The sequence below is a fragment of the Paenibacillus chitinolyticus genome (assembly GCF_045038035.1).
In the GTDB taxonomy this organism is placed as follows: Bacteria; Bacillota; Bacilli; order Paenibacillales; family NBRC-103111; genus Paenibacillus_F; species Paenibacillus_F chitinolyticus_A.
Genome location: NZ_CP173427.1, coordinates 5,285,317 through 5,299,357, shown reverse-complemented (window position 1 = coordinate 5,299,357; position 14,041 = coordinate 5,285,317). Strand labels below are relative to the sequence as shown.

Here is a 14,041-nt window from a genome sequence, read left to right as displayed (position 1 = left end):
GGAATTATACAACTGAACAGGCGATATGCGCGTGTGACTGATACGATCAGGCATGAGCAAGAAAGAGAATGAATGGAAACGCTCCGAGTTGGGTTATATTAACCCTTATCCGGCAGCTATTTCCGGCATTCCTTGATTGCTTATGCCTTTTTTGCTGTTTCGGCCTTGCCTGTGGGGTTGAATAATCCATAGACACTATGACCAGATAAAGGAAGTGAAGCACATGTTAAAAAGCACTTTCGGCGCTCTCCAGCAAGTAGGCAAGGCGCTCATGCTTCCGGTTTCCATTCTTCCTGCCGCGGGTCTTCTGCTGGCGTTCGGTTCGGCCATGCAAAACCCGGATACGATTGAGCTTATGCCTTTCCTCAGCGGAAACGGGTTTCAGGTAGCGGCTCACCTCATGTCGAGCGCAGGCGACATTATTTTCGCCAACCTGGCTTTGCTTTTCGCAATCGGGGTAGCGATCGGTCTGGCGGGCGGAGACGGCGTCGCGGGTATCGCGGCCACGATCGGTTATTTGATCATGAACGTCACGATGGGCGTTTTGGCGGGTGTAACCCCTTTCTCGCTTACGCTTAAAGACCCTGCTTACGCAAGCGTGCTGGGCATTCCTACCTTGCAAACGGGCGTTTTCGGCGGGATTATAATGGGGGTCATAGCGGCGCTTCTCTACAAGAGGTACCATAAAATCGAACTGCCGTCGTACCTCGGATTTTTTGCGGGTAAGCGGTTCGTACCGATTATCACCTCCCTTGCCGCGCTCTTGACCGGGTTTATTCTGATCTTTATCTGGCCTCCGGTTCAGCATGGACTGAGCGCTTTCTCCCGTTCCGTACTCGATGCGAATCCGGTTCTGGCTTCCTTCGTATTCGGAGTCGGGGTCCGTTCCCTCATTCCGTTCGGTCTGCATCACATCTGGAATGCGCCGTTCTGGTACGAGTTCGGCGAATATATCGACAAGTCGGGCGTTCTGGTCCGCGGAGACATGAAAATTTTCTTCGCTCAGCTGAAAGACGGCGTACCGCTTACGGCAGGTACGTTTATGAGCGGGAACTTCCCGTTCATGATGTTCGGTCTTCCGGCTGCTTGTCTGGCGATTTACCATACGGCGCGTCCCGAGAACAAAAAGCTGGTAGCCGGTATTATGGGCTCCGCCGCTCTGACGGCATTCCTCACGGGGATTACGGAGCCGATCGAGTTCTCGTTCCTGTTCGTGGCACCGCTTCTCTACGTATTCCATGCTCTGCTGGCAGGTCTGTCGTTTGCGATCATGACGCTGCTGCAGGTTAAGCTCGGCTTTACGTTCTCCGGCGGCGCGATCGACTTCCTGCTGCTGGGAGTCCTCCCGAACCGTACGCCATGGTGGCTCGCGATTCTGGTCGGTCTGGTCTTCGCGGTCATCTACTATGTGGTGTTCCGCTTCGCGATTACGAAGTTCAATCTGAGAACGCCCGGACGCGAAGAAGTTCAAACGGAAGCCGACACGGATGATGCTCCCGTGAGCGGCGCAAGCAATGCAAGCGGTACGGGCGACCTGCCGAGCAGCATTCTCGCGGCGTTGGGCGGAGCGCCGAACATTTCGAACCTTGACGCATGTATCACGCGTCTGCGTGTTCAGGTGAAGGATAAAGGCGCCGTGGATAAAGAGCGTCTCAAGAAACTGGGCGCTTCCGGCGTTCTTGAAGTCGGCAACAATGTACAAGCTATTTTCGGGACCCGTTCCGATTCTTTGAAAAATCAGATCCAGGACGTAATGGCGGGCCGCATTCCTTCCACCGCGAGCGTTCCGGCAGTTGAATCTCCCGATGTCGGGGGCAGTGAGCTGATGAAGGAAGAAACGATCGTAGCTCCCGCAGACGGTGAACTGATGGATATCACGCTCGTTCCGGACGAAGTCTTTTCCCAGAAAATGACGGGCGACGGATTTGCCATCCTGCCGAAAAACGGAACAATTGTATCTCCGGTAAACGGCAAAATTTTCAACGTATTCCCGAGCAAGCATGCCATCGGCATCCAATCCGACGCCGGCAAAGAACTGCTGGTTCATATCGGAGTGAACACGGTAAAACTGAAAGGACAAGGCTTTGAAGTGCTTGTTTCCGAAGGAGATATCGTGGAAGCGGGTCAGCCGATCATGAAAGTCGATCTCGATTATGTGAAAGAGCACGCTCCTTCCATTATCTCGCCGGTCATTTTCACGAATCTGCCGGAAGGTACGGAAATTCTCCTGAACAAGCAGGGCGACGTGAAATCGGGCGATAAACATATCATTACGATTAAGTAAAAAGAAACGGGGGATAGAGCTGTATTTTTCTATTCCCCTCCTTTTCGGTTAAGATAGACATAAGCAAAACTAATTTAACGAGTGGAGATGACCAACTATGCAAAAAACATTTAAAGTGACCAGCGATACAGGAATTCACGCACGTCCGGCTACAGCACTTGTCAATACATCCAATAAATTTAAAGCGGACGTATTCGCCGAAAGCAAAGGCAAGAAAGTGACTATGAAATCGATTCTAGGCGTGCTTTCTCTGGGGCTGGAAGAAAACGACGTAATTACTTTCTCCGCAGAAGGTGAAGATGCGGCGGAAGCGATCGCGGCTTTGGAAGCAATTATGACTAAAGAAGGGCTGGGCGAGCTTCATGGCTAATATACGTGGCATTGCCGCTTCGGCGGGAATTGCCATCGCCCGTGCGTTCCGTCTGGAACACCCCGACTTGACCGTCGTCCGCAAAACCGTGGAGGACACGGAAGCCGAGGTTGCCAAATTCGAGCAGGCTCTTGAGAAATCCAGCGCCGAACTCGAGGCTATCAAGGAACAGACGCTCCGGGAGATGGGAGAAGAGAAAGCGGAGATTTTCGAATCTCACCTGCTTGTGCTCGGCGATCCCGAGCTGGTCGATCCGGTGAAAGCGAAAATCCGCGACGAGAAGGTCAACGCGGAATTTGCGATGAACGAAGTGGCGATGACATTCGTCGAAATGTTCGAGAACATGAACAGTGATTATCTGAAAGAACGCGCGTCGGATATGCGGGATGTGACGAAGCGGGTGCTTGCTCATCTGCTCGGCGTCAAATTCGTGAGCCCGTCGTCGATTTCGGAGGAGACTGTTGTCGTGGCGGAGGATTTGACTCCGTCGGATACGGCCCAGCTTAACCGCACGTACGTGAAAGGCTTTACGACCAATATCGGCGGACGCACGTCCCATTCCGCGATCATGGCGCGCTCGCTTGAAATCCCGGCCGTCGTCGGGACGAAAAACGTGCTGGATCTTGTCAAGGACGGCGACCTGCTGATTGTGGACGGATTGGACGGCGACGTTCTGATCAATCCGGAGCCTGCGGTGGTCGAAGAATACCGCGCGAAGCAGCAGCGCTACGCGGAGCAGCGCGCCGAATGGGCCAAGCTGCGCAACGAGCCGACGGTGACCCCGGACGGTCACCATGTCGAACTTGCGGCGAACATCGGCACGCCTGCCGACGTGGCAGGCGTGCTGGAGAACGGCGGCGAGGCTGTCGGCCTGTACCGGACCGAGTTCCTGTACATGGGGCGCGACCAGCTGCCGACGGAGGAAGAACAGTACAAGGCCTACAAGGCGGTCCTCGAGAAAATGGAGGGCAAGCCGGTTGTGGTCCGCACGCTCGACATCGGCGGCGACAAGGAGCTGCCTTACCTGCAGCTTCCGAAGGAGATGAACCCGTTCCTCGGCTTTCGGGCAATCCGCTTGTGTCTGGAGCGCGAAGATATCTTCCGCACCCAGCTGCGCGCCCTGCTGCGTGCCAGCGTGCACGGCTCGCTTCGGATCATGTTCCCGATGATCGCTACGTTGGACGAGTTCCGCCAGGCGAAGGCGCTTCTACTCGAAGAGAAGGCGAAACTTGCGGAGGAGGGAACACCGGCATCCGACGAGATTCAGCTCGGTATCATGGTGGAAATCCCGTCGACGGCTGTTATGGCCGACCAGTTTGCCAAAGAAGTGGATTTCTTCAGCATCGGGACGAATGACCTCATTCAATATACGATGGCGGCCGACCGGATGAACGAGCGTGTCTCTTATCTGTATCAGCCTTACAATCCGGCCATTCTGCGCCTGGTTAAAATGGTGATCGACGCGGCACACCGCGAAGGCAAATGGGCCGGCATGTGCGGCGAGATGGCGGGGGATACGACCGCGATTCCGCTTCTGCTCGGACTCGGTCTCGACGAGTTCAGCATGAGCGCCACTTCCATTCTGCCTGCACGCAGCCAGATCGTGAAGCTCTCCCTGTCGGAGATGCGGGAGCTCGCCGCCCGCGCGATTGAGCTTTCGACGGCGGAGGAAGTCGTGGCGCTCGTAAACGGGCATCAGCCGAAAGCGTAATGCCAAGATCGGCAGACGGCTAGCTTATAACGGCGCCTGCATTTGAAATAACATCCGCAAGGATAGGATGAAAGTCAACGGCAAGAACACCCCTGACACGTCGAAAGGCAATAGGCCTGAGGCTGACGAGGGGTGTTCTTTTGTTTGGCCGAAAAGGAATTCCGCTTTACGAAGCGAATCCGGTGTTAAACAAAACTTTTATCGCGAAAGGGGCTTTTCTGCTATGAATACAAATGAGGTTATGGAATATGCTTTATCCAAACCGGGGGCTGTCGCGGACCGTCCCTTCGACAATGAGACCGATGTGCTGCGCGTAGGAGGCAAAATGTTCGCTCTGCTGCCTTCGGGAGCGGCTCCGGGTGAAGGAAGTGTAACGTTAAAATGTCCGCCGGAGGAAGCGGAGCTGCTGCGCATGCAGTACCCGGAGGCCGTAAAGCCGGGTTATCACATGAACAAACGCCACTGGAATACCGTCCGGCTGGACGGAAGCTTGGACCCGCAGGAAATCATGGATATGGTGGACGTTTCCTACCAGCTCGTACGAGGGAGTCTAAGCAAGAAAATGCAGCAGCACATTCTGCAATACGGCGACGCCGAGTGGAATGAAAGTTAGAACGGCGGGAAAACTAAGCTCAGCTTGCAAAAGCTTACATGCGGCCATGTAACAGGTGTTACGCATGATTCGCCTGCCCGGTATTTTCTGTTTTTCGGAAGAATTAAAGCGGATTAGGAGAGGTCCGGGCACGCTTGTCAAGGACGTCGATTGCCGTTTTTGACCGTATTTCGGTAAATTCAGTGATCCTAGGCGAATAATATGGTATAATACATGTATTCGATGTTTGTTTGCCGGCCGCTATTCTGGAGTCTGTTGCAAACAGGCTCCTTTTTCGGATTAAGGCAGACTTTAGATACATACAAATAAAAGGGGTGTCGGCCATTGAGTGTAGAAAAATCGACTTTTCAAGGCGAAAAATCAGGTAAACGTACGGCTACTGCGGCAAAGCTGCTGCAACGAATCGTATTTATTTCGATAGGTGCGGCTTTATTTTCGGTCGGGTTGGAAGTTTTCCTCGTTCCCAATAATATTATCGACGGCGGTATCACCGGTATTTCGATTATGCTGTCCCACTTCTTCCATCTCCCTCTCGGTATTTTCTTAACCCTTTTAAATCTTCCTTTCCTGTTTCTGGGCTACAAACAAATCGGTAAAACGTTCGCTTTTTCGACGTTGTTCGGTGTTATCGCAATGTCAGTCGGCACTTCTCTGCTTCATCCGGTTCCGGCTTTTACCATCGATCCGCTGCTGGCGGCCGTTTTCGGCGGGGTTATCCTCGGCGTCGGGATCGGTCTCGTTATCCGTTCGGGAGGTTCCCTGGACGGTACGGAGATCGTAGCTATTCTGATCAATAAAAAATCACCGTTTTCCGTCGGTGAAATCGTCTTGTTCGTCAATCTGTTCATTCTCGGCAGCGCCGGATTCGTGTTCGGTTGGGATCATGCGATGTATTCCCTGATTGCGTATTACATTGCGATGAAAATGATTGATGTGACGATCGAAGGTCTCGATCAGTCGAAATCCGTATGGATCATCAGTGAAAAATATAAAGAAATCGGCGATGCGCTGACTCAGCGTCTGGGCCGTGGCGTTACTTACCTTCATGGAGAAGGCGCTTATACCGGCGACGACAAGAAGGTGATTTTCACCGTCATTACGCGTCTGGAAGAAGCGAAGCTGAAATCCATCGTCGAAGAATGGGACGAAAACGCCTTTATTGCCGTCGGCAATATTCACGATGTGAAGGGCGGACAATTCAAGAAGAAGGATATTCACTGATCCTTGCAAAAAAGCTTTCCCTGCAGATACAGGGATAAAGGAAAAAACCAGCGGCCCAAAGGGGCTGCTGGTTTTTTTTGTGCCGCCGCAGCGTGCCGCCGCAGCGTGCCGCCGCAGCGTGCCGCCGCAGCGTGCCGCCGCAGCGTGCCGCCGCAGCGTGCCGCCGTAAACACCTAGCAGCAGCGGGAGATTTTCCCGTCCTTGGCGTCATATCGGTTGTCCTGAGCCTGCCGGAAAAACTCCGCACGGCTCATGACGGGTTGGTCTTTGTGGGCGCTTTTCATATGAGCCACATAGGTCTCGTAGTGAGGCACGCCCACCATCAGATGGATAAACTGATTGCGGTAGCTCCAGATGAGTTTCAGGCGCTTAAACATATTTCGTGGCCTCGGATCTGCCCTGCCCGCCGCGCGGAATATACGGGGCTTCGTATAGATCCAGCGGTTTGTTCGAAATCGCCCTCAACCAGACGCGGATGGCCGAGATAAACACGATCAGCACCACGATCATGAAAAATCCGCACAAGGCCGCGTCGATGTAATCGTTCATCACAATCTGCTTCATCTGCGCGGCCGTTTTGGCCGGAGCGACGATTTTGCCGCTGTCCAGCGCGTTCTGGAACTGTTTGGTGTGAGAAAGAAAGCCGATGTTCGCTTTCTCGTGGAACAGCTTCTGCCAGCCGGCGGACATGGTCACGATAAGCAGCCACGTCGTGGGCAGAAGCGTGACCCAGGCGTACGCCTTCTTGCCCATTTTGAACAAAATGGTCGTCCCCAGCACAAGCGCGATGCCGGCCAGCATCTGGTTGGCGATGCCGAAGAGCGCCCACAAGGAGTTGATGCCCCCCAGAGGGTCCACAACGCCTTGGTAGAGGAAATAGCCCCAGCCCGCTACGCAGAGAGCCGTGGCGATAAGATTGCCTACCGTGGACCGGGTATCCCCCAGCGACTTGCTGGCATAGCCGAGCAGATCCTGGATGAGGAAACGCCCCACGCGGGTGCCGGCGTCGATCGTCGTCAGGATGAACAACGCTTCGAACAGGATGGCGAAATGGTACCAGAACGCCATCATCGTTTTGCCGCCGATCACGCCGGACAAGATTTGCGCCATGCCGATGGCGAAGGTCGGCGCGCCGCCCGTCCGCGAGAGGATGGTACTCTCGCCGATATCCTTGGACAGCGTAGTCAATTGCTCCGGCGTGATGGTGAAGCCCCAGCTCGTGATGGTTGCCGCCGCGGTCGCCACATCGGTACCGCCCAGGGCCGCCGCCGACGAGTTAATCGCGAAGTAGGTGCCGGGCGTGATGATGCAGGCGGCGATCAGCGCCATGATGGCGACGAACGATTCGACCAGCATCGCGCCGTAGCCGATCGGACGCGCGTGCGATTCGCGCTCCAGCATTTTGGGCGTCGTCCCGGAGGAGATCAGCGCATGGAAGCCCGAAACGGAGCCGCAGGCGATGGTGATGAACAGGAACGGGAACAAATTCCCTGCGAAGACGGGACCGGTTCCGTCGATGAAACGGGTCGTGGCCGGCATGGACAGGTCCGGCAGAACGAAAATAATACCCAGCGCGAGGCCGATAATTGTTCCGACTTTGAGGAACGTGCTGAGATAGTCGCGGGGCGCCAGAAGCAGCCAGACCGGCATCACCGAAGCGAAAAAGCCGTAGGCGATCATCATCAGAGCGATGGTTTCCCCGCTGAAGGAGAAAAGCGGGGCCAGAGCGGCGCTCTCGGCGACGAATTTGCCTCCGATCAGCGACAGAACGAGCAGCACGACGCCGATGAGCGATGCTTCTCCGACCCGGCCGGGACGTATGTAGCGCATATACACGCCCATCAGGAGGGCGATCGGAATGGTGGCGGCAATCGTGAACATGCCCCACGGGCTGCCGATCAGCGCTTTGACGACGACGAGTCCGAGGACGGCGAGAAGAATGATCATAATGCCCAGAATGCCGAGCATGGCAATCGTGCCCGTCACCTTGCCGATTTCGTCCTTGATCATATCGCCAAGCGATTTACCGTTTCTGCGTGTTGAAGCGAAAAGTATCACGAAATCCTGGACGGCGCCTCCCAGAATAACGCCGAGAATAATCCACAGCGTTCCGGGCAGATAGCCCATTTGGGCGGCAAGTACGGGGCCTACGAGAGGGCCCGCGCCGGCAATGGCCGCGAAATGATGCCCGAACAGCACCCATTTGTTCGTCGGCACATAGTCCTTGCCGTCGTTGTTCAGCTCTGCGGGTGTTTTCCGGTTGTCGTCGAGCACGAAGACTTTGCGGGCGAGAAAACGGCTGTAGAACCGGTAGGCGACCGCATAGCAGCTGACGGCTGCGATTACGAGCCAGGCGGCATTGATCGTTTCCCCCCGATTAAGTGCGACAAGCCCGAAAGCGAACGCGCCGACAATGGAAATCACCCCCCAGAGCAAGATTGATTTCCATCCGATTTTCATAAACATGCCTCCTTACTGGTTAATATGGGAACGTTTACAAGTAGTATAGCAGGTTTTTCCGCTGAGGGAAGAGCCTGGATGTCCAAACCGTTTTCAAAAACGCGAGATTTTCGACGCATTAACAAGCTAGGGCATAAAAAGAAGAAATGTAAGCGCATTAGGGGATTTCTTTGGCTTAAATCGGTTTAAAAACAATCTCTCCATATCTTTACAAAGCACGTGCGGAGGTGTAACATTCATTCCATCAATTGAAAAAAACAGTTTCTTGCTTTCGCTGAATTTCCCCATCCGGGGAAAGCGGGGGAACCATCGCAGCATTGATCCGGTGTGAGAGCCGGAGCCGTGTCTGCAGGGGTGAATCCTGAAGCGCCGGAACCCATGGACCCGGCAATCAGGTAGGGCGACTCTCACCGCCCGAATCCGACAGCTAACCTCGTAAGCGCATGAGTTCGGGAGGGGTTGAAGAAGCTTGTGATCGGCATCGACCACAGGGACTTCGTTTCGCTGTGGTTTTGTTATGTTCAAAAACATCCGAAAATGAAAAATGTGCCAAACAAATGAACATGCGTTTTTATCGCTGAGTTTCCGTGTGAAGCGGAGAACGGGGGAACCAACGAGGACTTGCAGGCCTGACGGCCGGTCCTCATGGGGTGAATCCAGAAGCGGCATCCGTGCCGTTATGGTAGGGCGACTCTCACGCCCGAATCCGACAGCTAACCTCGTAAGCGTACCGAGAGAGGCGACTGCTATCGCGCTTCGGCTATAGTCTTTTTAGGCTGTGACCGTCAAGAAGCCGCGTGAAGAGTTCCTCTTCCGCAGGCTTCTTTTTTTGCTGCCCAAAACATGAAAGAGGGATAAAAAGTGGACGAGAGAAAGATCCAAACCTATACGTTGGTTTCCGCACCGAATGTCACCGGCGAGAACTTTATTAAACTGCTGAATATTTACCGCAGACCCTTCGCGGCTCTTGTGAACAACCCCGCGGAAGGACAGCGGATGAAGAAGCTGGGAGTCCGGCACATCGTGGAAGTGGATACCGTGCGCCACGAAGCCTGGGAAGTTCCCGAGCTTCCGATCGGTGACGTTTACCTTTTCGAAGACAGCCTGCCGCTCTGCTGCCGGTATCTTCAGATGGTCCGCAGCTGGACAACCGGAACGATTTTCGTGGTGAAAACGAATGCCACACCGCGGTTGATTTATAAAGCGCTCGGCGCCGACCATGTGGTGCATACGAATACCCGTCAGGTCTCTTTCCTGCTTGGAGCAGCACCGGGCCCAGTGCCCGAGGAAGTTTTGCGCTAACATTTAAATTCGCTGTGCGTTCGAGAATGAATGAACCTATAAATAGGAAAGAAAGGAGCCGACCCGCATGACGGACCTTTATATGATTCTGCTGCTGGCATTTATTTATCTCATCTTTTACGGTTTTCTGATCTGGTGCCACCATGTTGTGGATGGCTCGGAAGGCGGCCGTTCATGATGATTATCGCGCTTTTTACGGCAGGGCTTTTCCTGTATCTGATATACGCGCTTATTCATCCCGAGAAATTTTAAGGCGCCTGCGGGCGGCCGGTGAACTACTAGCGCGGAGTTGCTTGAGGAGGATAGGAATCCATGGAGATTGTGCAAATTTTAATCGTAATCGCGGTGCTTTGCCTGCTGGTGAAGCCGCTTGGAACTTATATCTATCATGTTTTTTCGAATGAGAGAAACCGGACGGACAAATGGTTCGGCTGGCTGGAACGTCCCATTTATAAGCTTGCGGGTATCCGCAGCGAGAACGGCATGACATGGAAGAAGTATGCGGGAAGTCTTGTGCTGACCAACATTGTGCTTGTGGCGGCCGGGTATCTGATCCTCCGTCTGCAGCGTGCTCTTCCTTTGAACCCGAACGGGATCGACAATATGGAAGCGACGCTGTCGTTTAATACGATCATCAGTTTTATGACGAACACCAACCTGCAGCACTACAGCGGGGAAACGGGCTTGTCCTATTTCTCGCAGATGGCGGTCATCATGATGATGATGTTCACGTCCGCCGTAACGGGAATCGTTGTTGCGATTGCGTTTATCCGCGGACTGACGTCCAGAGGCAATACTATCGGCAACTTTTTTACGGATTTTGTAAAAGGACACACCCGCCTGCTGCTGCCGCTGGCTATCGTGGTCACGCTGGTGCTTGTCGGCCTGAAGGTGCCGCAGACGCTGGACCCGGCCGTGGCCGCGAAGACGCTTGAAGGCGGAGAACAGCAAATCGCCATCGGACCGGTAGCCTCGCTTGTGTCCATCAAGCATCTGGGCACGAACGGCGGCGGCTTCTTCGGGGTGAATTCTTCCCATCCGTTTGAAAATCCGTCTCCGCTGACTAACGTGATCGAAATGCTGTCCATGTGGTGCATTCCGGCCTCGTTGACCTATACCTTCGGCAGGTTTGCGAAGAACCGGAAGCAGGGATGGGTCATTTTCACCGCGATGATGACCTTGTTCCTGGTCTTTCTGTCGGTCGCTTTCTTCTCGGAAAAGGCCGGTAACCCTGCCTTGAATGCCCTTGGCGCGGATTCGTCCATCGGCAGTATGGAAGGCAAAGAGGTGCGGTTCGGCATCGCCCAGTCCGCGCTGTTCACTACGGTAACGACGGCGGCGACGACGGGAACCGTCAACAATATGCACGACACGCTCACCCCGCTGGGCGGAATGGTTCCGCTCGCTCAAATGATGCTGAACTGCGTATTCGGCGGGGACGGAGTCGGGCTGGTCAATATGCTCATGTATGCGATTCTGGCGGTTTTTCTGGCGGGCCTCATGGTCGGTCGGACTCCGGAGTTTCTGGGACGCAAAATCGAGTCCCGCGAGATGAAACTGATCGCCGTTGCGATTCTGGCGCATCCGCTTATCATCCTGGCTCCGACAGCGATCGCCTTCATGACGGAGCTTGGCAAAGGAGCCGTCACCAATCCGGGATTCCACGGAATCTCTCAGGTGCTGTACGAGTTCACGTCGTCGGCGGCCAATAACGGCTCCGGCTTCGAGGGGCTGGCAGACAATACGCCGTTCTGGAACATTTCCACGGGGATTGTGATGCTGCTGGGCCGTTACGTGTCGATCATCGCCCTGCTGGGTGTGGCCGGCTCGCTGGGCCGTAAACAATGGGTCCCGGAAACAATCGGTACGTTCCGTACGGACAATGCCTTGTTTACCGGAATCGTGGTAGGTACGGTCGTCATCATTGGGGCGCTCACCTTCCTGCCGGTAATCGTGCTGGGTCCGGTGGCCGAATATTTGACATTGCGTTAGAAACGATGGGGTGAAAACGGATGAGTTCAAATGCTTCTCAAGCGAAACGTAAATCGATGCTGAGCGGGGATATCGTCAAACAGGCGGTCACGCAAAGCTTTCTTAAATTAAATCCGGTTACGATGATGAAAAATCCCGTTATGTTCGTGGTAGAAATCGGAACCTTCATCGTACTTCTGATGACGGTCCTTCCCGGCTACTTCGGAACTCAGGACCGGATCGGATTCAACCTGACGGTGTTTCTGATTCTGCTCTTCACGGTGCTGTTCGCGAACTTTGCCGAGGCGCTGGCGGAAGGCAGGGGGAAAGCCCAGGCGGACTCGCTTAAGAAGTCCAAACAAGAAATCCAGGCTAACAAAGTGGTCGGCAGCGGCATTAAAGTCGTTCCGTCCACGGAGCTTCGCAAGGGCGATATCGTTACCGTCGCCCAGGGAGAAATGATCCCCGGCGACGGGGAAGTGATAGAAGGGCTGGCCTCTGTCGATGAATCGGCGATCACGGGGGAATCCGCGCCGGTCATTAAAGAGGCGGGCGGCGATTTCAGCTCCGTTACGGGCGGCACGCGGGTCGTGAGCGACGCGATCCGGGTACGGATTACGAGCGATCCCGGCGAATCGTTCATCGACCGGATGATTTCTCTCGTCGAGGGAGCGTCCCGGCAGAAGACGCCGAACGAAATCGCGCTGAACACGCTGCTTATTACGCTGACGCTTATTTTTCTGATCGTGGTCGTTACGCTGAAGCCCATCGCGGGCTTCGTGAATGTCGAGCTGGATACGGCCGTTCTGATCGCCCTGCTCGTCTGCCTCATTCCGACGACGATCGGCGCTCTGTTGTCCGCAATCGGGATCGCCGGGATGGACCGGGTCACTCAGTTCAACGTTCTGGCGATGTCGGGGAAAGCGGTCGAAGCGGCCGGAGACATCAATACGATCATTCTGGATAAAACGGGGACCATCACGTTCGGAAACCGGATGGCCAGCGAATTTATCCCGGTAGGCGGTGCCTCCACGGGTGAAGCGGCTGCCTGGGCGGCCGTCAGCTCGGTCAAAGACGAAACGCCGGAAGGACGCTCCGTGCTGGAGCTGATGAAGAAGCAGAACCTGGTTTATGAAGCCTCACTCGCGGAAGGCGGGGAGTTCATCGACTTTAAAGCGGAAACCCGGATGAGCGGCATCGACCTGAAAGACGGCAGAAAAGTGCGCAAAGGCGCCGTAGACGCCGTCGTCCGCTGGGTGCAGGAGCAGGGCGGAACGGTTCCCGCCGATCTTAAGGCCAACGGGGACGCGATCGCTACGGAAGGCGGGACCCCGCTCGCCGTAGCCGTGGACGGCAAGGTATACGGCCTGATCTACTTGAAGGATACCGTGAAGCCCGGCATGAAGGAACGGTTCGATACCTTGCGTCAAATGGGCATCAAAACGATCATGTGCACGGGCGACAACCCGCTGACGGCGGCTACAATCGCCAAAGAAGCCGGCGTGGACGGCTTTATCGCCGAGAGCAAGCCGGAGGATAAAATCGCCGTGATCCGCAAAGAGCAGGCGGAGGGCAAGCTGGTCGCGATGACCGGCGACGGCACGAACGACGCCCCGGCGCTTGCCCAGGCCGACGTGGGTCTGGCGATGAACAGCGGAACCATCGCCGCCAAAGAGGCGGCCAACATGGTCGATCTGGACTCCGATCCGTCCAAGATCATTGAAGTGGTCGGCATCGGCAAGCAGCTGCTGATGACACGGGGGGCGCTCACGACCTTCTCGATCGCGAACGATATCGCCAAATATTTCGCGATCATTCCGGCGATGTTCATGCTGGCGATCCCGCAGATGGAAGCCCTCAATATCATGAAGCTGGGGTCGCCCCTGTCGGCGGTGCTGTCCGCTCTCATCTTTAACGCGGTTATTATTCCGTTGCTCATCCCACTTGCGATGAAGGGCGTTAAATACCGCCCGATGAGCTCGACAAAGCTGCTCAGCCGCAATCTTTTTGTTTACGGGCTGGGCGGGGTAGTCGTTCCTTTTATCGGAATCAAAATCATTGATCTGGTCGTTCATGTCTGGATCTAGGAACCCGTTTCGTGGAAACGGA

Annotated in this window: 11 protein-coding genes and 2 riboswitches; of the genes, 9 read left to right on the top strand and 2 right to left on the bottom strand. The window is 55.0% G+C overall.

The features are described 5' to 3' along the window. Positions 1-223 precede the first annotated feature (223 nt). From ptsG to ACI48J_RS23895, 5 genes are all read left to right on the top strand, one after another. Positions 224-2,284 (top strand): glucose-specific PTS transporter subunit IIBC, encoded by a 2,061-nt coding sequence (ptsG, locus tag ACI48J_RS23915; protein ID WP_405080541.1) that lies wholly within the window; start codon positions 224-226, stop codon positions 2,282-2,284. A gap of 97 nt (positions 2,285-2,381) precedes the next feature. Continuing rightward, positions 2,382-2,654, top strand: a complete 273-nt coding sequence (locus ACI48J_RS23910) for a phosphocarrier protein HPr (protein ID WP_009674656.1) — start codon at positions 2,382-2,384, stop codon at positions 2,652-2,654. After that, positions 2,647-4,365, top strand: a complete 1,719-nt coding sequence (ptsP, locus tag ACI48J_RS23905; RefSeq protein ID WP_405080539.1) for a phosphoenolpyruvate--protein phosphotransferase — start codon at positions 2,647-2,649, stop codon at positions 4,363-4,365. Before ACI48J_RS23910 ends, ptsP begins: the two co-directional genes overlap by 8 nt. 223 nt (positions 4,366-4,588) lie before the next feature. After that, on the top strand, positions 4,589-4,978 hold the full coding sequence (locus tag ACI48J_RS23900; protein WP_405080538.1) for an MmcQ/YjbR family DNA-binding protein: 390 nt from the start codon (positions 4,589-4,591) through the stop codon (positions 4,976-4,978). 324 nt (positions 4,979-5,302) lie between these two features. Beyond that, on the top strand, positions 5,303-6,199 hold the full coding sequence (locus ACI48J_RS23895) for a YitT family protein (RefSeq protein ID WP_326053306.1): 897 nt from the start codon (positions 5,303-5,305) through the stop codon (positions 6,197-6,199). 173 nt (positions 6,200-6,372) lie between these two features. On the opposite strand, the gene ACI48J_RS23890 is transcribed toward ACI48J_RS23895, so the two are convergent. Continuing rightward, positions 6,373-6,576, bottom strand: a complete 204-nt coding sequence (locus ACI48J_RS23890) for a YbdD/YjiX family protein (protein WP_405080537.1) — start codon at positions 6,574-6,576, stop codon at positions 6,373-6,375. After that, entirely contained in the window at positions 6,569-8,659 is a 2,091-nt protein-coding gene (locus ACI48J_RS23885; protein WP_405080536.1) for a carbon starvation CstA family protein, read from the bottom strand. The genes ACI48J_RS23890 and ACI48J_RS23885 overlap by 8 nt, the downstream gene beginning before the upstream one ends. A gap of 262 nt (positions 8,660-8,921) precedes the next feature. Next, a riboswitch (cyclic di-AMP (ydaO/yuaA leader) is annotated at positions 8,922-9,116 on the top strand. A gap of 108 nt (positions 9,117-9,224) precedes the next feature. After that, positions 9,225-9,403, top strand: a riboswitch (cyclic di-AMP (ydaO/yuaA leader). Positions 9,404-9,520: 117 nt separating this feature from the next. On the opposite strand from ACI48J_RS23885, the gene ACI48J_RS23880 reads away from it, so the two are divergent. The 4 genes from ACI48J_RS23880 to kdpB all read left to right on the top strand — a co-directional run bounded on the left by ACI48J_RS23880 (position 9,521) and on the right by kdpB (position 14,019). Beyond that, the gene (locus ACI48J_RS23880) at positions 9,521-9,961 is read left to right on the top strand and encodes a hypothetical protein (RefSeq protein ID WP_405080535.1); all 441 of its coding nucleotides are present in this window, start codon (positions 9,521-9,523) and stop codon (positions 9,959-9,961) included. 174 nt (positions 9,962-10,135) lie between these two features. Further along, the gene (gene kdpF / locus ACI48J_RS23875; protein ID WP_103997486.1) at positions 10,136-10,213 is read left to right on the top strand and encodes a K(+)-transporting ATPase subunit F; all 78 of its coding nucleotides are present in this window, start codon (positions 10,136-10,138) and stop codon (positions 10,211-10,213) included. Between the two features lie 60 nt (positions 10,214-10,273). Next, complete coding sequence (gene kdpA / locus ACI48J_RS23870; RefSeq protein WP_405080534.1) at positions 10,274-11,953, top strand: potassium-transporting ATPase subunit KdpA; 1,680 nt, start codon at positions 10,274-10,276, stop codon at positions 11,951-11,953. Between the two features lie 20 nt (positions 11,954-11,973). Beyond that, complete coding sequence (kdpB, locus tag ACI48J_RS23865) at positions 11,974-14,019, top strand: potassium-transporting ATPase subunit KdpB (RefSeq protein ID WP_405080532.1); 2,046 nt, start codon at positions 11,974-11,976, stop codon at positions 14,017-14,019. Positions 14,020-14,041 lie beyond the last annotated feature (22 nt).

Coding starts and splice junctions, on each gene's coding strand:
- ptsG (WP_405080541.1), top strand. CDS start 224: ATGTTAAAAAGCACTTTCGGCGCTCTCCAGCAAGTAGGCAAGGCGCTC.
- ACI48J_RS23910 (WP_009674656.1), top strand. CDS start 2,382: ATGCAAAAAACATTTAAAGTGACCAGCGATACAGGAATTCACGCACGT.
- ptsP (WP_405080539.1), top strand. CDS start 2,647: ATGGCTAATATACGTGGCATTGCCGCTTCGGCGGGAATTGCCATCGCC.
- ACI48J_RS23900 (WP_405080538.1), top strand. CDS start 4,589: ATGAATACAAATGAGGTTATGGAATATGCTTTATCCAAACCGGGGGCT.
- ACI48J_RS23890 (WP_405080537.1), bottom strand. CDS start 6,576: ATGTTTAAGCGCCTGAAACTCATCTGGAGCTACCGCAATCAGTTTATC.
- ACI48J_RS23885 (WP_405080536.1), bottom strand. CDS start 8,659: ATGAAAATCGGATGGAAATCAATCTTGCTCTGGGGGGTGATTTCCATT.
- kdpF (WP_103997486.1), top strand. CDS start 10,136: ATGATGATTATCGCGCTTTTTACGGCAGGGCTTTTCCTGTATCTGATA.
- kdpA (WP_405080534.1), top strand. CDS start 10,274: ATGGAGATTGTGCAAATTTTAATCGTAATCGCGGTGCTTTGCCTGCTG.
- kdpB (WP_405080532.1), top strand. CDS start 11,974: ATGAGTTCAAATGCTTCTCAAGCGAAACGTAAATCGATGCTGAGCGGG.